This is a genomic window from Pseudacidovorax sp. NFM-22 (assembly GCF_021401245.1).
GTDB lineage: Bacteria > Pseudomonadota > Gammaproteobacteria > Burkholderiales > Burkholderiaceae_C > Xenophilus.
On sequence record NZ_JACBFY010000008.1, the window covers coordinates 17,031 to 34,377 of the forward strand.

At 70.5% G+C, this 17,347-nt stretch carries 17 protein-coding genes; 1 reads left to right on the forward strand and 16 read right to left on the reverse strand.

Features of this window, described 5'->3' with window-relative positions; translation table 11 throughout:
- Positions 1-8 precede the first annotated feature (8 nt).
- From L0984_RS24510 to L0984_RS24530, 5 genes are all read right to left on the reverse strand, one after another.
- On the reverse strand, positions 9-905 hold the full coding sequence (locus tag L0984_RS24510) for an ATP-binding cassette domain-containing protein (protein WP_234196967.1): 897 nt from the start codon (positions 903-905) through the stop codon (positions 9-11).
- Positions 906-985: 80 nt separating this feature from the next.
- Entirely contained in the window at positions 986-2,053 is a 1,068-nt protein-coding gene (locus L0984_RS24515; RefSeq protein ID WP_234196968.1) for an ABC transporter ATP-binding protein, read from the reverse strand.
- Entirely contained in the window at positions 2,050-2,949 is a 900-nt protein-coding gene (locus tag L0984_RS24520; RefSeq protein ID WP_234196969.1) for an ABC transporter permease, read from the reverse strand. Before L0984_RS24520 ends, L0984_RS24515 begins: the two co-directional genes overlap by 4 nt.
- 189 nt (positions 2,950-3,138) lie before the next feature.
- Complete coding sequence (locus L0984_RS24525; protein WP_234196970.1) at positions 3,139-4,104, reverse strand: ABC transporter permease; 966 nt, start codon at positions 4,102-4,104, stop codon at positions 3,139-3,141.
- An 18-nt stretch (positions 4,105-4,122) separates the two neighbouring features.
- Positions 4,123-5,718, reverse strand: a complete 1,596-nt coding sequence (locus L0984_RS24530; RefSeq protein WP_234196971.1) for an ABC transporter substrate-binding protein — start codon at positions 5,716-5,718, stop codon at positions 4,123-4,125.
- A gap of 153 nt (positions 5,719-5,871) precedes the next feature.
- On the opposite strand from L0984_RS24530, the gene L0984_RS24535 reads away from it, so the two are divergent.
- Positions 5,872-7,056 (forward strand): M20 aminoacylase family protein, encoded by a 1,185-nt coding sequence (locus L0984_RS24535; protein ID WP_234196972.1) that lies wholly within the window; start codon positions 5,872-5,874, stop codon positions 7,054-7,056.
- Here the strand turns inward: L0984_RS24535 and L0984_RS24540 are convergent.
- The 11 genes from L0984_RS24540 to L0984_RS24590 all read right to left on the reverse strand — a co-directional run bounded on the left by L0984_RS24540 (position 7,044) and on the right by L0984_RS24590 (position 17,342).
- Positions 7,044-7,286, reverse strand: coding sequence for an oxidoreductase-like domain-containing protein (locus L0984_RS24540; RefSeq protein WP_234196973.1), 243 nt, complete (start codon positions 7,284-7,286; stop codon positions 7,044-7,046). The genes L0984_RS24535 and L0984_RS24540 overlap by 13 nt on opposite strands.
- A gap of 38 nt (positions 7,287-7,324) precedes the next feature.
- Positions 7,325-8,062, reverse strand: a complete 738-nt coding sequence (locus L0984_RS24545) for a GntR family transcriptional regulator (protein WP_234196974.1) — start codon at positions 8,060-8,062, stop codon at positions 7,325-7,327.
- Positions 8,043-8,876: an ABC transporter ATP-binding protein gene (locus L0984_RS24550; RefSeq protein WP_234196975.1), complete on the reverse strand. Its 834-nt coding sequence runs from the start codon at positions 8,874-8,876 to the stop codon at positions 8,043-8,045. The genes L0984_RS24545 and L0984_RS24550 overlap by 20 nt, the downstream gene beginning before the upstream one ends.
- Positions 8,877-8,886: 10 nt before the next feature.
- Positions 8,887-9,639, reverse strand: a complete 753-nt coding sequence (locus L0984_RS24555) for an ABC transporter permease (protein WP_234196976.1) — start codon at positions 9,637-9,639, stop codon at positions 8,887-8,889.
- Positions 9,636-10,352 (reverse strand): isochorismatase family protein, encoded by a 717-nt coding sequence (locus L0984_RS24560; RefSeq protein WP_234196977.1) that lies wholly within the window; start codon positions 10,350-10,352, stop codon positions 9,636-9,638. Before L0984_RS24560 ends, L0984_RS24555 begins: the two co-directional genes overlap by 4 nt.
- Positions 10,352-11,476, reverse strand: coding sequence for an ABC transporter substrate-binding protein (locus L0984_RS24565; protein ID WP_234196978.1), 1,125 nt, complete (start codon positions 11,474-11,476; stop codon positions 10,352-10,354). The genes L0984_RS24560 and L0984_RS24565 overlap by 1 nt, the downstream gene beginning before the upstream one ends.
- 178 nt (positions 11,477-11,654) lie before the next feature.
- Positions 11,655-12,359, reverse strand: a complete 705-nt coding sequence (locus L0984_RS24570) for a phosphoribosyltransferase (RefSeq protein WP_234196979.1) — start codon at positions 12,357-12,359, stop codon at positions 11,655-11,657.
- 116 nt (positions 12,360-12,475) lie between these two features.
- Positions 12,476-13,831, reverse strand: a complete 1,356-nt coding sequence (locus tag L0984_RS24575) for a tetratricopeptide repeat protein (RefSeq protein ID WP_234196980.1) — start codon at positions 13,829-13,831, stop codon at positions 12,476-12,478.
- Between the two features lie 34 nt (positions 13,832-13,865).
- Positions 13,866-15,356, reverse strand: a complete 1,491-nt coding sequence (locus L0984_RS24580) for an ABC transporter substrate-binding protein (protein ID WP_234196981.1) — start codon at positions 15,354-15,356, stop codon at positions 13,866-13,868.
- A 92-nt stretch (positions 15,357-15,448) separates the two neighbouring features.
- Positions 15,449-16,267 (reverse strand): ATP-binding cassette domain-containing protein, encoded by an 819-nt coding sequence (locus L0984_RS24585; RefSeq protein ID WP_234196982.1) that lies wholly within the window; start codon positions 16,265-16,267, stop codon positions 15,449-15,451.
- A 79-nt stretch (positions 16,268-16,346) separates the two neighbouring features.
- Positions 16,347-17,342 (reverse strand): ABC transporter ATP-binding protein, encoded by a 996-nt coding sequence (locus L0984_RS24590; protein ID WP_234196983.1) that lies wholly within the window; start codon positions 17,340-17,342, stop codon positions 16,347-16,349.
- Between the last annotated feature and the right edge of the window lie 5 nt (positions 17,343-17,347).

Sequence of the window (17,347 nt, forward strand, 5' to 3'; positions counted from 1 at the left end):
TGCAGATGCTATGCGTCCAAGCGCTGCGTCGTGCTCGCTCCCCCCATCGACAGCCGGCCCGGATCCGGCACCGGTGTCGCCGCCAGCAGCCGCTGGGTGTACGCATGCTGCGGCCGCTCCAGCACCTCGTCGGCGCTGCCGCTTTCGACCACGCGGCCGCCTGTCATGACCAGCACGCGGTCAGCCAGGGCGCGGACCACGCCCAGGTCATGCGTGATGAACAGGTAGGCCAGGCCGCGCGCGCGCTGCAGCTCGGCCATCAACCGCAGGATCTGCGCACGGATGGAGACGTCCAGCGCCGAGACTGGTTCGTCCGCCACGATCACGGCCGGCTGGGAGGCCAGGGCGCGGGCGATGCCCACGCGCTGGCGCTGACCGCCCGACAGCTCGTGCGGCAGCCGGTGGCGGAAGTGCGCGGGCGGCAGGCCGACCTGCTCCAGCAGTGCATCCACCTCGCGGGCGCTCGCAGCCGCGTCGAGTCCGCGGTTGTGGCGCAGCGGCAGGGCCACGCTCTGGCCGATTGTGTGGCGCGGGTTGAGCGAGCCGCCGGTGTCCTGGAAGACGACTTGAACCTCGCGGCGGAAGCGCTGCCAGGCGGCGCCGCGCAGCTGCGCCACGTCTTCGCCGCGGAACAGCACCTGGCCGCTGCTGGGCGCCGTGAGGCCCAGCAGCATGCGACCCAGCGTGGTCTTGCCGCTGCCGCTTTCGCCGACCAGGGCCACCACCTCACCGGGGTGGATCTGCATCGAGACGCCATCGACCGCCAGCTGGGTCTGGCGCGCGCGCCACAGGCCGCCGGTGCCGCGCTGGGCGAAGCTGCGGCCGACGTCGCGGGCTTCGAGCAGCGGCGCAGTGCTGGCAGCGCGCTGGGCGTCGGCAGGTGATGGTGCGATGGATGCGTCCACAGGCATCTGCACGCCGGCTATCGGAGAACCCTCTGCATGGCTTGCAGCAGGAGCGCGGCTCGGCGCGGTCGTGCGGATGCTCATGCGCCAGCCTCCACCGAGCGCCACGCATTGGCGCTGCCACGCTCGGCACTCAGGTGGCAGCGGTCCGCGCCTTCGCCCATGCCGCTGCCCAGCAGCGCCGGCGGTTGCACGTCGCACAGACCGGGGCGCGCGATGGGGCAGCGCGGATGGAAGCGGCAGCCCGTCGGCCAGCGCCCGGCGATGGGCACCGCGCCCGGAATGGAGAACAGCGAATGCGCCCGCGAGCGCGGCGTCAGGATGCTGCCCAGCAGCCCCTGCGTGTAGGGGTGGCGCGGTGCGGCGAACAGCGGGCCGACGGCCTCCTGCTCGACGATCTCGCCAGCGTACATCACGTTGACGCGCTGGCAGGTCTCGGCCACCACGCCCAGGTCGTGGGTGATGAGCAGGATGCCCAGGTCCAGCTCGCGCCGCAGCCGCGCCAGCAGTTGCAGGATGCCAGCCTGCACCGTCACGTCGAGCGCGGTGGTGGGCTCGTCGGCGATCAGCAGGGCGGGCCGCATGGCCAGTGCCGCCGCGATCAGGATGCGCTGGCGCTGGCCGCCCGACAGCTCGTGCGGGTACTTGCGCGCGGTCTGTGCAGGCTGGGGCAACTCCATCAGCTCGATCAGCTCGCGCACGCGGGCGTCGAGCCCGTCGGTGCGGCCGTGGGCGCGCAGCGGCTCGGCGATCTGGCGGCCGACGGGGATCAGCGGGTCGAGGTAGCTGGTCGGGTCCTGGAAGACCATGCCGATGCCCGCGCCGCGCACCTGCCGCAGCGATTCCGCGTCCAGGCCACGCAGGTCGCGGCCCTGCAGCCGCACCTCGCCCCCGGCCACGCGGGCCAGCGGCGAGGGAAAGAGGTTCATCAGCGCGAAGGCCGTCATCGACTTGCCCGAGCCGGACTCGCCCACCAGGCCCACGGCCTCGCCGCGGCGCACGGTGAAGCTCACATCGCGCACCACGCGCAGCGCCTGCGTACCGCGGCCCACGTCGACCGACAGGCCGCGCACGTCGAGCAGTGGCGGCTCGGCCGACGCGCTTTGCGGATCGCTGCCGAACATCGCGGAGGAGGATGTGCCATTCATCGGAAGGACTCCCCGCGCGGATTGAGCGCATCGTTCAGGGCGTCGCCCATCAGGTTGAAGCCGAGCACGGTGAGCGCAATGGCCAGGCCCGGGAAGACCGACATCCACCACGCATCGCGCAGGTACTGCTGGGCCTCGTTGAGCATGGTGCCCCAGGAGACGAGGTTCGGATCGCCCAGGCCGAAGAAGCTCAGGCTGGCCTCGATCAGGATGGCCATGGCGATGTCCAGCGAGCCGAGCACGATGATGGGCGCGGCCACGTTGGGCAGGATCTCGCGCAGGATGATGCCGCCATGGCCCATGCCCGCCACGCGCGCCGCCTCCACGAACTGCGACTGCCGCAGGCTCGCCACCGACGCCCGCACCACGCGCGCCAGTTGCGGCCACGAGAGCGCGGCGATCACCATCACCATCTTGGCGACGCTGGTGCCGTAGAGCGCGATGACGATCAGCGCCACCACGAAGCGCGGCAGGGTCTGAAAGAACTCGGCCGTGCGCATGAGCACCGCATCCAGCAGCCCGCCGAAGTAGCCGGCCAGCGCGCCCACGACGACGCCGACGGCCACCGCGAGCAGCGCGCTGGCCACGCCCACGATCAGCGAGATGCGCGAGCCGTGCACCACCCGCGCCCAGACGTCGCGGCCCAGGTCGTCGGTGCCCAGCCAGTGGCCGGCGGACAGTGGGGGGAGCAGCGCATCGCCGCCGCCCGAGAGCGGATCGACCCGGCCCACCCAGGGCGCCAGGATCGCCGTGGCCAGCAGCAGCACCAGCCAGGCGAGTGCGAGCCGGCTGCCGGGCCGGCGCAGCAGCCGGCGCCAGAAGCCGGCATGCTGGAAGGCCGTGCCCACCGCGGGCTCGTTCGCCAGCGGCAAGGAAGGAGAAGAGGAGGAGGTCATCGTCGTCTCGCCATGACAGCGCAAGAGCACGGCATTGCTCCCTCTCCCCTCGCGGGAGAGGGCGGGGGAGAGGGGGCGGCGGCGCTGGCATAGCGCGAGGCTGCGGGCATGGGCACACCCCCTCTCCCCAACCCCTCTCCCGCGAGGGGAGAGAGGCTCGAGGCCGCGCTTCGGTCGAGCTGCTTCATCTCAGGTGCGTTCCAGGCGCGGGTCCAGCAGGCGATGCAGGATGTCCGTCAGCAGGTTGGCCAGCACCACCGTCACCGACACCATCAGCAGGATCGCCAGCATCACCGGATAGTCGCGCTTGGCGATGGATTCGTAGAGCAGGCGGCCAATGCCCGGCCAGGCGAACACGGCCTCGATCAGCGCCGAGCCGGCCAGCACGAAGCCGAGGTTGTAGCCAATCACGGTGAGCACCGGCGCCGCCGCGTTGCGCAGCGCATGGCCCAGCACCACCTGCCATTCGGCACTGCCGCGGGCGCGGGCGGCCAGGATGTAGTCGGCATTCATCACCTCCAGCATCGAGGCGCGCGTGATGCGGGTGATGAGCGTGAGGTAGCGCATCGACAGCGCCAGGGCCGGCAGCAGCAGGTAGCGCAGGTGCTGCACGAAGCCTTCCCAGCCCGGCGCCACGCCGCGCACCGGGTTGTAGCCCTGCGAAGGCAGCCAGCCCAGCCCGATGGCGAAGGCCAGGATCAGCAACTGGCCGAGCCAGAAGTCCGGCACCGCATAACCGGCCGACGATGCGGCCTGGACCACGGAATCGGCCGGCCCGCCGCGCGCCCGGGCCGCCAGCACGCCGAAGGCGACGCCCAGCACGCTGGCGAGTCCCAGCGCGGTGAGCGTGAGCTCTAGCGTGGCGCCCAGCCGCTCCAGGATCAGGCTGGCCACCGGCTGCTGGTTGGCGAAGGAATAGCCGAAATCGCCCTGCAGCACCTTGCCCAGGTAGTGCAGCAGCTGCATCCACACGGGCTTGTCCAGGCCGTAGTCGTGGCGCATCTGCGCAAGGTATTCGGGCGGCGCCGGAAAGTCGCCGACCAGCAGCGTGATCGGGTCGCCGGGCGTGAAGGCGATCAGCAGGAAGTTGAGCACCACCACCGCGAGCAGCAGCGGCACCGCCTGCAGCAGGCGGCGCAGGATGAAGCGTCCCATCGGGCTGGCGGGCCGCGCTCAGTCGGCGCGGCGCACGCCGGCCCACTGGTCGCGGGCGTCCAGCGCGGGGAAGACGCCGCTGAGCTTCTTCGAGGCGGTGTCCACCGTCTCCTCGTCGAACAGCACCAGCGAGGGCAGGTCCTCGTTCAGGATCACCTGCAGCGCCTGGTAGTCGCGGGCACGCTGGGCGCGGTCCACCGAGGTGGCGGCCTCGGCCAGCAGCGCATCCACCTTGGGGTTGGAATAGCCGCTGGCGTTGGTGTTGGGCGCCGTGCCGGTGTAGGTGGTGTACAGCCGCGTGTAGCCGATAGCCGGGTCGCCGGCCGAGAAGTACGAGGCCAGCGTCATGTCGAAGTCGCGCTTGGCGAACACGCGGTCGTAGTACACCGAGCGCTCCAGGGGCTCCAGTTTCACCTCCAGGCCGATCTGGCGCAGGTTGTCCTGGATGATCTGGGCCTGCGCCCGCATCTGTGCGCGGCCGGCGTCGAAGGGCATGCGCAGCGTGGTCGTGCCGGGCTTGACGCCCAGCTTGTCGAGCAGGGCCTTGGCCTTGGCCGGGTTGAGCGGGTACTTGCGGTCGTAGCCCACCTCGTCGTTCATCAGCCACTTGAAGCCGTCGCCGAAGGCGCCGGCGCCCGGCCGGGCGATGCCGTTCATCACCTGCTTGACCAGCCGCGGCCGGTCGATGGCGAAGGCCAGCGCATGGCGTGCCTCCACCTTCGACAGCAGCGGCGACTGCGTGTTGAACATCAGGAAGTAGATGGCCGGGATGTTGACGCCGCGGCGCGTGGACAGGCCCTTGTCGGCCAGGATGCGCGGCACCTCGGGCTTGGGCGTATAGAAGTCCAGCAGCCCGTCGATCTCGCCCGTCTGCAGCGCCGGCACGCGGTTGGCCGCCTGCGGAATGACCTGGAAGATCAGGCTCTGCAGGTAGGGCTTGCCGGCGTCCCAGTACTGGTCGTTGCGCACCAGCGTCAGGGTGGAGCCGCGCTTCCATTCGCTGAACTTGAAGGGGCCCGTGCCCACCGGCTTCTGGTTGGCGGGGTTGGTGCCGACGTTGCCGTTCTCGTACAGGTGCCTGGGCAGGATGGGTGCGTCGAACACCGTCATCTGCGACAGGAAGGGCGCATAGGGCTTCTGCAGCTTGATGACGACGGTGGAGGCATCGGGTGCCTCGACCTCCACGCCCAGGTTCTTGAACACCGGCGCCGCACGCGGATGCAGCTTGCCCACGATCTCGGTCAGCGAGAAGCGCACGTCGGCGCTGCTGAAGTCGCGGCCGTCGTGCCACTTGACGCCCTTGCGCAGCGTGAAGCGGTAGGTCTTGCCGTCGGGCGAGACGGTCCAGGCCGTGGCCAGCGAGGGCTGCGGGTTGTATTGCTGGTCCAGCCAGACCAGCCCTTCGAGGATCTTGGCCGACACGTCGCCGGCCGCGAAGTCGGTGGTGGTGCCCAGGTTGAGCGTGGGTGGATCGGCATCGATGCCCAGCACGGCCGTGCCCTTGCCGGTGGCGGCCCAGGCGCGCGGACCCGCGGCCAGCCCGCCGGCCAGGGCGATGGCGCCCAGGCCGAGCTGGCGGCGGGTGAGGGAAGGAAGGAGGTCGGAGGGTGCCATGGTGTTGTGGGTTCTGGGCAGGCCGGGAGGGCACTGTTTATAGCAAGTTCAGGGCCATTTGCCGGGGGCTGGCGCAGCGGCGCAGAATGCGCGCCTTCGGCTGACCGGCGCCTGCCCGTCGCCGTGTGGCATGGCAACTGCAAGACCCTTCGCATGATCGACGTCCCCATCCATCCCGGCATCGCCGCCCACCTCGACGACATGGTGGGCCTGCGCCGGCAGATCCATGCCAACCCCGAGCTGGGCTACGAGGAAGAGCAGACCAGCGCACTGGTGGCCGAGCGCCTCGCGCGCTGGGGCTACACCGTGCACCGCGGCCTGGGCGGTACCGGCGTGGTGGGCACGCTGACGGTGGGTGCGGGTGGCAAGCGCCTGGGCCTGCGTGCCGACATGGATGCGCTGCCCATGACCGAGACCACCGGCCTGCCCTGGGCCAGCCGCCAGCCCGGACGCATGCATGCCTGCGGCCACGACGGCCACACCGCCACGCTGCTGGCGGCGGCGCAGGTGCTGGCCGCGAGCCGGGCTTTCGAGGGCACGCTCAACCTCATCTTCCAGCCTGCCGAGGAAGGCCTGATGGGCGCCAGGCGCATGGTCGAGGAAGGCCTGTTCGAACGCTTTCCCTGCGACGCCGTCTATGCGTACCACAACGAGCCGGGCTTTCCGGCCGGGCGCTTTGGATTCCTGGCGGGGCCGATCTACAGCTCGTCCGACACGGCCGTCATCACCATCGAGGGCAAGGGCGGCCATGGCGCCATGCCGCACACCACGGTGGACCCGGTGGTCGTGGCGGCGCACCTCATCCTGGCGCTGCAGACGCTGGTCTCGCGCGAGGTGGACCCGAACGACATGGCGGTGGTCACCGTGGGTTCGGTGCACGCGGGGCAGGCACCCAACGTGATTCCCAACACGGCCGAGCTCAAGCTCACCATCCGCGCGCGGCGGCCCGAGGTGCGGGCGCTGCTGCGCGACCGCATCACGGCCATGGCGCCCGCACAGGCGGCGGTGCACGGTGCCACCGCCAAGGTCGACTATCAGTGGAAGATGCCGCCCTGCGTCAACGATGCCGGAGCCGCCGCGTTCGCCCGCGAGGTGGCACTGCAGACCATGGGCGAGCGGGCGCTGATCGCGGACATGGCGCCGCTGCAGGCCAGCGACGACTTCGCCTTCATGCTCAATGCAGTGCCAGGCTGCTACTTCATCGTGGGGAACGGCGACGGCACGCCGGGCAACGGGCCGGGGTGCATGGTGCACAACACGGGCTACGACTTCAACGACGAGATCCTGCCCAGCACGGCGAGCTACTGGGTGTCGCTGGTGCAGGCCTACCTGCGCTGATCGCTGCCTGTGGCCTTCGCGGCCGTGAGCGCCTCCTGCGCGTCTTCCATCCACCAGTCGGCAGCGGCATAGAAGCCGTCCCACACGCAGCCGTTGCAGCCGCGGCCGCAGCAGGTGGTGGGCTCGGGCGGCGGTGGGCGCAGCGGCACGCCCGCTTCGGCCGCCCGGCGCTGCATCCGCGCGAAGAGTTCGCGGACCTGGGGCAGGGCGGGCGGCGTGGCGGCGTTCATGGGGCGCCGAGTGTAGGAGCGGCCAGGCGCCCACGGCTTCAGCCCTCTTCGGCGTGATGGCGAAGGTAGAGCCCCAGCACGATGTCGCGCACGCTCTGCACATGCGCGGCCACGGCCCGGGCGGCGCCTTCGGCGTCGTCGCGGCGGCAGGCCGCCACGATGACGCGGTGGTCCTCGTTGGAGCTGCGGTTGAAGCCGGCCAGGGACAGCTGCATGAAGGACATGCGCTGGATGTGCCCCTGCAGCATGGCCAGGATGTTGCGCGACAGTGGCAGCTCGGCCGGCGCATAGAGCAGTTCGTGGAAGCGGCTGTTGCAGTCGCTGAAGCGCCAGGCGTCCGTGGCTACGTCCATGTCCCGGATCAGCGACTCGGCCTGGTCCAGCATCGTGGGTGTGAGCCCTGCCGCCGCCGTGCGCATGAGGTGCGGCTCGATCATCAGCCGCAGCTCGAAGGCGTCGCGCAACTGCGCCAGGGTCGGCGCCTTGACGAGGGCGCCGCGGTTGAGCTGCAGTTCGACGAAGCCCTGCGCTTCGAGCGTGCGCAGTGCCTCCCGCACCGGGATCTTGCTGACGTGGAACAGGGCGGCCAGCTCGTCCTGGCGCAGTGCGCGCCCGGGCGCCAGCAGGCCGCGCACGATGGCCTGGTGCAGCACATGCACGATGTCGTCGGTGGTCGGCCGTGCACCCGCGGTGCCCAGGCGCTCGCGCACCAGGCGGGCCAGCGGGCTCTCTGCGGCTGGCGCGAGCGCCACGGCCTCAGGCCTGGCGCTCGCCATGGCCCTCGTGGATCCTGTCGCGCACGAAGGCGCAGATCTGGTTGAACACCGGGTCTTCCTGCAGCCCTGCATGCCGTGGCCGCGCGAGCGGCACGCGGATGTCGGCCACGATGCGCGAGGGCCGCGCGTTCATCACCAGCACCCGGTCGGACAGCAGCACGGCCTCGCGGATGCTGTGGGTGATGAAGACGGCGGTGCGGCGCTGCTGCTGGTCCCACAGGCGGGCCAGCGCCAGGTTCATGTCGTCGCGGGTGATGGCGTCCAGGGCCGAGAAGGGCTCGTCCATCAGCAGCAGCCGCGGGTCGTGGATGAGGCCGCGGCAGATGGCCACGCGCTGGCGCATGCCGCCGGAGAGTTCGGCCGGGCGCTTGTCGCGGAAGTCCCACAGGCCGGTCAGGCGCAGCAGCCGCTCCGCTTCGGGCCGGAACTCGGCCACCGGACGCCGGTGCGCCCGGATGGGAAAGAGCACGTTGTCTAGCACGCTCTTCCAGGGCAGCAGGGTCGCGTCCTGGAACACGTAGCCGAAGTCGCGCCGCGGACCGTCCACGGGCGTGCCGCCGACGCGGATGCGGCCGGCACTGGGCGCTTCCAGCCCGCCGATCATGGACATCAGCGTGCTCTTGCCGCAGCCGCTCGGGCCGACCAGGCTGACGAAGTCGCCCTCGTCGATGTCGAAGTCGGCATGCGCGACGGCCTGCACGGCGCCGCTGCGGCCGTCGTAGGTCTTGCCGGCGTCCTGCACGCTGAGGTAGCTCGCCGTGCGGTCGGGGGCTGTGCTGCGCGGGAGCAGCCAGGAGGGTGCGTTCGGGGTCATGGTCATGGCATCAGCCACCGAAGCGGCGCTGGGTCCAGCGCTCCAGCATCGCCACCAGGCCATAGAAGGCCAGGCCGAAGAAGCACAGCACCAGGATGGCCGCCAGGATGAGCGCGGTGTCGGCCTGGGCCGAGGCGAACAGCACCAGGTAGCCCAGCCCCGCCTGCGAGGTGATGAACTCGCCCACCACCACGCCGATGATGGCGAAGGTGGTCGCGATCTTCATGCCGCTGAACACGTAGGGCAGCGCATGCGGCAACCGCACCCAGGCGAAGACCTGCCAGCTCGACGCGGTGAGCGCCCGGCACAGCCGCAGCAGCGACCGGTCCACATGGTCCAGCCCCGCGAGCGTGGCGATCACCACCGGAAAGAAGCTGATGAACACCGAGAAGGTCAGCCGCGACTGGAAGCCGATGCCCAGCCATACGATGAACAGCGGCGCCAGCGCGATCTTGGGGATGAGCTGGAACAGCACCACGTTGGGATAGAGCATGTCGCGCATCAGCGCCGATGCGCTGAGCAGGGCGGCCAGCGCCACGCCCAGCACCGATGCGATGGCGAAGCCGGCCACGCTTTCCCACACGGTGGGCCAGGCATGGTGCATGAGCAGCGGAAAGGTGTCGACCAGCCGCGCGGCGACGGCGCTGGGCGCCGGCAGCAGCACCTCGCGGATGGCGAAGACGCGCACCGCGGCCTCCCAGGCCAGCAGGGTGACCAGGGCAAAGGCCAGGGGCAGGACGATGCGGCGCAACGGTGCTGTCATGGGGCGATGGCCTCGGCGCCCGGCGCCGCCAGACCCTCCAGGAAAGCCACCATGTCGGCGGTCGTGGCGGTCCAGCCGAAGAACTTCTGGATGTTGAACACGCTGGATTCATAGACGGACGGCGGGCCGGCCTGCAGCGTGGCGTCGGCGACCATCACGGCGAAGAACTCGCGGTGGAAGGCATCGCGCACGGCGGTCTCGACGCACACATTGGTGTTGACCCCGACGAAGACCAGGGTGGTGATGCCATGCGCCCGCAGCATCATCTCCAGGTTCGTGCCGGCGAAGGCGCTGTAGCGGGGTTTGTGCACCACGGGCTCGTGCGGCAGCGGCTGGAGGGCTTCGACGATCGCATGGTCCCAGGTGCCGCGGATCAGCAACTGGCTGCCGGGATGGGCGCGCATGTACTTGAGCGGATTGGACTTGTGCCACATCGGCGAGCGGCGTGGCCCTGCTTCGGCCAGCGAGGGGCTCCAGCCGTTCTGCGCATGGACCACCATGAGCCCCGCGCGGCGTGCCGCCTGCAGCACCTGCGCCGCACGTTCGATCACCGGCGGCGTGCCGCTGACATCGAAGCCGGCCAGGTCCAGGTAGCCGCCGGGCGACAGGTAGCCGTTCTGCATGTCGATCACCACCAGCGCCGTCTGCGAGGCGCAGGCCTCCAGCGGCTCCGGCAGGGTCGGCAGCGTGATCGCCCTGGCCTGCGCGGCCATCAGGCCATGCCCACCAGCTTGGCGTAGGGCGCCACGTTGCGCCGCACCGCATCCCATTCGGCGGCGCTCAGCTTGATGCGGCCGGCGAAGCGGTTGGTGGCCAGGTCTTCGGGCACCAGCGGCTTGGCATCGGCCTTGAGTGCCCCGGCGCGCGCGGCCAGCGAGATCATGCCGGCCAGCTTGGGAATGCTGCTGTAGCCCATGCCGTGCTCGATGGCCTCGGGCGCCACCATGGTGGCCTGGGCCAGGCCCTGCGACAGGCGGGCGTTCTCCTTGCCGCCCTTGGTCAAGGCGATCTCGGGCTGGGCCTTGAACAGGATCTCCAGCGATTCCTCCGGCTTCTTGAGCGTGTAGACCACCGATTCGAGGATGCCGTCGACCATCGCCTGGCACAGCCCCGGGTCGGCCTGGATGGTCTCGGTGCGGGCGATGACCTGGGCCGCATACAGCTCGATGCCGGCGGCGGACCAGGGGATGAAGCGGGTCTTGACGCCCAGGGAGTCGAGCACGGGGATGCTGGACGAGCCGATGGCCGTGATGGCGTCGACCTGCTTGTCCATGAGCGCGCGTTCGATCAGCCGCGCATCGAGCTGCTGGCGCGTGACCTTGGCGAGGTCGATGCCGGTCTTGGCGGCGTAGGCGGCCCAGTAGGGCGACTCGGCCGACGTGGCGACGGTGCCGACGCGCTTGCCTTCGAAGTCCTTGGGGCCGCGGATCGGCGAGTCGGCCAGCACCAGGTTGCCCATCAGCGAGTCGTAGCCCACGGTGGCCAGTGCCTGCAGCGGCAGGCCGCGCGCCATGTTGACCAGGGTGCCGCCAAAGAACACGACGCCCATGTCGAACTGCTTGTTGGCCACGGCCTGGGCCGCGGCCACCGAACCGTTGCCGCGCGACACGGTCAGGTCGATGCCGCGCTTCTTGAAGAAGCCCAGTTCCTTGCCGACCATCGGCCAGTAGTTGGAGCCGTTGACCACCCACGGCAGGGTGATGCTGATGGCGCGGGTCTGCGCCAGGACCGGGGCCGAAATGGTGGCGCCGGCCGCGGCGGCGGCCTGCAGCCAGCTGCGGCGGGTGAGAGTGCCTGCAGGCGCGTGCGGGCGAGTGGTCGGGGCGGGTTGGGACATGCGGGACTCCATCGCACACCCTGGCGCGGCAGCAGCGCGGCCGGGGCGCGAGCCGCTGCATGCACCAGAACGTATACGAAAAGGGATACGGAAGGGTGATGCGGCTGCTTCAAGCAGTTTGCGTACCACCTTGGCAGCGGAGCGGCGGCCGCGATGCCCAGGCGGGCTCCGCGGGCGCTCAGTCCCGCGGCACCCAGCCCTCGTCGGTGGCGCGCAGCAGCGGGCTTTCGAACACGCCGACCACGCGGGCGACGCGCTCCGGCCCCAGCGTGTCGCGCCACCGGTTGCCCTGGCGCATCGCCACGCCCACCGCCGCCACCTGCACGCCGATGGACTCCAGCATGGTCCAGGGCGCCAGCAGGGTGCGGCCGCTGCTCACCGCATCGTCCACCACCACGGCGCGCTTGCCCTGCACCAGCGGCAGCAGGTGCGGGTCGAGGTAGACGCGCTTGCCGCCTGTCGGCGTGGTGATCGACTGCACCGCCCCCGACAGCGCCTCGTCGTACCAGAACTTGCGCGAGTAGCCGAGCGGTACGTACCGCGCGTGGCCCAGGTGGCGGGCCACCAGCGGCGCGAAGGTCAGGCCCAGCGTGGGCAGGCCGATCACGACCTCGGGTGCCAGCGGTGCCAGGCGCTCGGCCAGCAGGCGGCTGAGTTCATCCACCACGTCCAGCGAGGCCTGGTTGCACAGGAAGGAGGCGACCGCCAGGCCCGGGTCGTCGGCCATCTGGCGGATGGGCAGCACCAGCACCCGGCCGTCCGGCAGCGTGGCGGGCACGCCGTGGCGCCACGGCGGCGTGGGCGCCGGTGCGGCGTCGGCCGGCAGCAGTTGCTGCCAGTAGTGGGTCGTCGGCTCGGTGAAATGCGGGACGGGCGTGGTCATGGAAGGGCGGAGGCCGAAGACGATGAGAGGGATGCGGGGGCAGGGGCCGATGGAGGCGCGGCGCCAGCAGCGCACGCCGACGGCGTGTCGCACACGCCGTTGCAGCGGCCGCGTGCTCAGTGCGCCACCGGCGGCAGCCCCAGGCCGGCGTGGATCGTATCGGCCAGCCGCGCCAGCCGCAGCGATTCCGGCTGGCCGTTGCGCTGCGGCTGCACCACGTCCAGCGCCTGCGCCAGGTGGCGGGCTTCGCCGCTGCGCACCAGCGCATCGACATGGATCTGGCCGAAGAGGTCGCGCTGCGCATGGCTGCCGCCGATCTCGATCATGCGCGGCAGCGCAGTGCCCAGTGCCTCGGCCGCCTTCTTGAAGTCGCCGCGCGCATGGGCCACCAGGCCATGGGCCGCGGGCACGCAGACCTTTTGCCAGGCATGGCGGCTGGCTTCCGGCGCCTGGGGCGCGAAGGCCTCGATGCGCGCCAGCAGGGCGTCGGCCTCTGGCCGGGCAGCGCGGGCCAGGCCGTAGAGGTACTGCAGGTCGAGGAAGGGCAGCACCTGGTCCTGCGTGTGCTCGGCGAGGTAGGTGCCCAGTTCGGTCCAGCGCTCGCCCACGTCCTGGCCGGCCAGTTCGAGCCGCGCGAGCAGCGACACGGCGCCGATCTGATCCTGCGAATAGGCCTTGGCCACGCCCCAGCAATGCCGGTCATGCACGGCCAGCGCCTCGTCGGCACGGCCCAGGTCGATCAGGAACAGCGCCAGGTGCCACCAGTTGTGCGTGACCATGAAGGAGTTCAGGCCCGTCCAGGTCTCGCTCACGTCCTCCATGAAGGCCAGGCCTTCGCGCAGCCGGCCTTCGGTGAGCATGACGTGCGCCAGCGCATGGTGGGCCCAGGGCTCCTTGCGCTGCAGGGCGATGGCGCGGCGGGCGCTGGCCTCGGCCTCGCGCAGGCGATGGCATTGCTCGAAGCCGAAGGCCACCATGCCATGAACCTGTGCCACGTCGGCCGCATGCGGCAGGGCGGCCAGGCCGAGCCGCAGCATGCCGGCGCAGTCGCCCAGGTTGAAGCAGTGGTACTGGCCCAGCTTGACCGAGACCAGGTCGCGCGGGAAGTCGCGGGCCTGTTCCTCGTGCAACTGCACCGCGCGGCGCATGTCGCCCTCCACCCAGGCGGCCACGGCCTCGATGAAGCGCCGTTCGCGTTGCGTGACGCCGGCGGCACCCGCCCGCGCGCGCTCGATGTGGGGCCGGGCGGCGGCGGGCGCATCGCCCGTCTCCGCGAACATCTGCAGGGCCGCCGCATAGGCCTGGAAGAGCGGCGCGTCGTCGTCGTGGCCTTCGGTGACCAGGTTGGCCGCCTTGGATTCGCAGGCCAGGAAGCCAGAGGCGAAGTTGTCGATCAGCCGTCGGCTGGTGCTGTCGCTGACGCTGATCGGATTGCCGAACGGATCGGCGGGCAAGTTGGAGGCGGCGGGCATGCATCCATTCTGCCGCCGCCTCTTCAACCAGGCATCAGCCCCAGTGCAGCGCGGCCAGGTCGTTGCAGAAGATGGGCATCTGCGTCCACAGGCCCTTCACGCTCTTCTTGGCGATCACCGGGAACTGCGGCTGGTACATGAAGCCGTTGGCCGCGTCCTGGGCCAGCAGCTTCTGCGCGTCGCCCAGCAGCTTGTTGCGCTCCTTGGCGTCGCCCGTCGTCTTGATCTTGTCGTAGAGCTGGGTGAAGGCCTTGTTGTCGTAGCCCCAGTAGTAGTCGGGCTTGGAATAGTTGCCCAGGTCGAAGGGCTCGACGTGCGAAATGATGGACAGGTCGTAGTTGTGGCCGCCGCCGTAGGTCTGGCTGAGCCACTGGGCCCACTCGACGTTCTGCGTCTTGACGTTGATGCCTACCTTGGCCAACTGGGCCACGACCACCTCGCCGCCCTGGCGGGCATAGGGCGGGGGCGGCAGCGTCATGGTGAGTTCCAGCGGCAGCTTGACGCCGGCCTCGGCCAGCAGCTTCTTGGCCTTCTCGGGGTCGTAGGGGTTGATGCCGGTGGTGTCCACATAGCCGGGCGCGCCGGGCACGTAGTGGCTGCCGATGGGCGTGCCGAAGCCGTCGGCCGCGCCGTCGATGAAGGCCTTGCGGTCGATGGCGGCCAGGATGGCGCGGCGCACGCGCACGTCGTCCAGCGGCTTCTTCTTGCTGTTGATGGCCACGATGGTCTTGGCGCGCGAGCCGCCCAGGATCACCTGGAACTGCGGGTTGGCCTTGAACTGCGGCACCACGCGCGTGGCGATGCGCGGGAAGGCGTCCACGTCGCCGGCCATCAGCGAGGCGGCCTGCGCGGCCGGGTCGGAGATGAAGCGGAAGACGATCTTGTTGAGCTTGGCCAGCTTGGGGTCGCGGAAGCCGTCCCACTTGCTCAGCGTCAGCGTCGAGCCCTTGGCCCAGGCGTCCAGCTTGTAGGGGCCGGTGCCCACGGGCTTGGCGGCGTTGCCGTCGGCGCTCTTGGGCTCGACGATCACGGCCGTGGCCTGGCCCAGCACGAAGGGCAGGTCGGGGTCGATCTCTTTGTTGATCAGCACCACGGTGTACTCGTCCACCGCCTGCGTGCTGATGGCGGCGAAGGTGCGCTTGTCCTTGTTGGTGCTCTTCTCGCCACCGGCACGGTCGAAGGCGAACTTGACGGTCTGCGCGTTGAAGGGCTCGCCGTTGCTGAACTTCACGCCGCGGCGCAGCTTGAAGGTGTAGGTCTTGAGGTCGGGCGAGACTTCCCAGCTCTCGGCCAGCAGGGGCGACACGCTGCCGTCGGCATTGATCTTGGTGAGCGTTTCCAGGACGTTGTAGAGCACGACTTCGCCGATGGCCGAGGCGGCGCCGGCGGTCGGGTCCAGGCCCGGCGGCTCCAGCGTCATGCCCAGCACCATGGTGTCCTTGCGGCTCTGGGCCAGCGAGGCGAGGGGGCTGGCCAGCGCGACAGAGGCGCTGCCGGTGACCAGGAGGGTGCGACGATTCAACATGAGGTGATCTCCGAAAAGGCTGACGGAAACGGGTCTCGAGCGGCCGGCGGCCCCTCGGCGCGGGCCATTGTGGCCCAACTCTGGAGCGGCTTTCAGGCCGCGTGCAGCACATCGCCGGAGGGCGCATGCTGCACCGCCTCCAGCAGGCCGCGGGTGTACGGATGCTCCGCCTCGCGGAACAGCCGCTCGGGCGGCCCCTGCTCGACGATGCGGCCCTTGAGCACCACGCAGACGTCGTCGCACAGGTGGTTGACGACGGCCAGATCGTGGCTGATGAGCAGGTAGCTCACGCCGAACTGCTGCTGCAGGTCCTGCATGAGGTTGAGCACCTGGGCCTGCACCGACACATCAAGCGCGCTCACCGGCTCGTCGGCCACGATGAGCTTGGGCCGGGTGATGAGGGCGCGGGCGATGGCGATGCGCTGGCGCTGGCCGCCCGAGAACTCGTGCGGGTACTTGTCGATGTCGGTGCTGCGCAGGCCCACGGCGGCCAGCGACTCGGCGGCGCGCTCGCGCTGCTCGGCGCGCGAGGCGTTGGCGAGCGCGTCCAGCGGCTCGGCCACGATGCGGCCCACGGTCTGGCGTGGGTCGAGCGAGCCGTACGGGTCCTGGAACACCATCTGGAAGTCGCGGCGCGCGGTGCGCAGCTCGGCGGCCGACAACCGGTTCAGGTCGCGGCCGAGCAGCTCGATGCGGCCGGCCGTGGGCTTGTCCAGCCCCATCACCAGCCGGGCGATGGTGGACTTGCCCGAGCCCGATTCGCCCACGATGCCCAGGCTGCGTCCGGCCTGCACCTCGAAGCTCACGCCATTGAGGGCCTTGACGGTGGGGGGCGGCGAGAAGAGCTTCTCGCGCGGCAGCGCGTAGTGGCGGACCAGGTCGGTGACCTTCAGCAGGGGCGGGGTGCTCATCGGAAGGCCCTGGAGAGGAGGGAAGCGTCGCGCATGGCGGCGGCTGCGTCTGCGCGCGTGGTGAGGGCTTGGCGCGCGCTCATGCGGTGGCTCCTTCGGCCGCGGCCGCGGCAACGGCCTCCAGCCGCAGGCAGCGCACCGCATGGTCGCCCGGCAACTGCGTGGGCGGCACCGGCGTCGTGTGGCAATAGTCTTCGGTGAAGCTGCACCGGCCGGCGAACGGGCAGCCGGCCGGCAGGTCAACCAGCTCGGGCACGCTGCCGCGGATGGTGGCCAACCGGCCGCCGCGCGGCGCGCCCAGCACCGGCCGGGCCGCGAACAGGCCCTGGGTGTAGGGATGCGCCTTGGCCGCGAACACCGAGGTCGTCGGTCCGCTCTCGACCACGCTGCCGCCGTACATCACCAGCATGCGCTGGACGTTGTTGGCGATCACGCCCAGGTCGTGCGAGATCAGGATCAGGCCCATGCCGCGCTCCTTCACCAGGTCCTGGATCAGGTCGAGGATCTGCTTCTGGATGGTCACGTCCAGCGCGGTGGTGGGTTCGTCGGCGATCAGCAGGTCGGGCCCGCAGGCCAGCGCCATGGCGATGCCGATGCGCTGGCGCTGGCCGCCGGAGAACTGGTGCGGGTACGCGTCCAGCCGCGAGGCCGCGTCGGGAATGCCCACGCGGTCGAGCAGGGCCAGCACTTCCTTGCGCGCGTCGGCCTTCGACAGGCCGCGGTGCAGCCGCAGCGGCTCGCCCACCTGGCGGGCGATGGTGTGCACCGGGTTCAGCGCCGTCATCGGCTCCTGGAACACCATGCCGATGCGGTTGCCGCGGATGTCGCACAGCGCCTTCTCGGGCAGGCCCACGAGTTCCTGGCCGTCGAAGCGGATGCTGCCCGTCACGCGGGCCGTGTTGGGCAGCAGGCCCATCAGCGCCATCACGGTGATGGACTTGCCGCAGCCGGATTCGCCGACGATGCCCAGCGTTTCGCCACGCTCCAGCGAGAAGGAAATGCCGCGCACCGCCTCGGCCGGGCCGCGGTGGGTCTGCAGGCCGATGTGCAGGTCGTTGACGTCGAGCAGGGCCATGGTCA

Bases quoted from the DNA above. Each gene is read 5' to 3' on its own strand.
- L0984_RS24515 (WP_234196968.1), bottom strand. From the start codon at position 2,053: ATGAATGGCACATCCTCCTCCGCGATGTTCGGCAGCGATCCGCAAAGC.
- L0984_RS24520 (WP_234196969.1), bottom strand. From the start codon at position 2,949: ATGACCTCCTCCTCTTCTCCTTCCTTGCCGCTGGCGAACGAGCCCGCG.
- L0984_RS24525 (WP_234196970.1), bottom strand. From the start codon at position 4,104: ATGGGACGCTTCATCCTGCGCCGCCTGCTGCAGGCGGTGCCGCTGCTG.
- L0984_RS24530 (WP_234196971.1), bottom strand. From the start codon at position 5,718: ATGGCACCCTCCGACCTCCTTCCTTCCCTCACCCGCCGCCAGCTCGGC.
- L0984_RS24535 (WP_234196972.1), top strand. From the start codon at position 5,872: ATGATCGACGTCCCCATCCATCCCGGCATCGCCGCCCACCTCGACGAC.
- L0984_RS24540 (WP_234196973.1), bottom strand. From the start codon at position 7,286: ATGAACGCCGCCACGCCGCCCGCCCTGCCCCAGGTCCGCGAACTCTTC.
- L0984_RS24545 (WP_234196974.1), bottom strand. From the start codon at position 8,062: ATGGCGAGCGCCAGGCCTGAGGCCGTGGCGCTCGCGCCAGCCGCAGAG.
- L0984_RS24550 (WP_234196975.1), bottom strand. From the start codon at position 8,876: ATGACCCCGAACGCACCCTCCTGGCTGCTCCCGCGCAGCACAGCCCCC.
- L0984_RS24555 (WP_234196976.1), bottom strand. From the start codon at position 9,639: ATGACAGCACCGTTGCGCCGCATCGTCCTGCCCCTGGCCTTTGCCCTG.
- L0984_RS24560 (WP_234196977.1), bottom strand. From the start codon at position 10,352: ATGGCCGCGCAGGCCAGGGCGATCACGCTGCCGACCCTGCCGGAGCCG.
- L0984_RS24565 (WP_234196978.1), bottom strand. From the start codon at position 11,476: ATGTCCCAACCCGCCCCGACCACTCGCCCGCACGCGCCTGCAGGCACT.
- L0984_RS24570 (WP_234196979.1), bottom strand. From the start codon at position 12,359: ATGACCACGCCCGTCCCGCATTTCACCGAGCCGACGACCCACTACTGG.
- L0984_RS24575 (WP_234196980.1), bottom strand. From the start codon at position 13,831: ATGCCCGCCGCCTCCAACTTGCCCGCCGATCCGTTCGGCAATCCGATC.
- L0984_RS24580 (WP_234196981.1), bottom strand. From the start codon at position 15,356: ATGTTGAATCGTCGCACCCTCCTGGTCACCGGCAGCGCCTCTGTCGCG.
- L0984_RS24585 (WP_234196982.1), bottom strand. From the start codon at position 16,267: ATGAGCACCCCGCCCCTGCTGAAGGTCACCGACCTGGTCCGCCACTAC.
- L0984_RS24590 (WP_234196983.1), bottom strand. From the start codon at position 17,342: ATGGCCCTGCTCGACGTCAACGACCTGCACATCGGCCTGCAGACCCAC.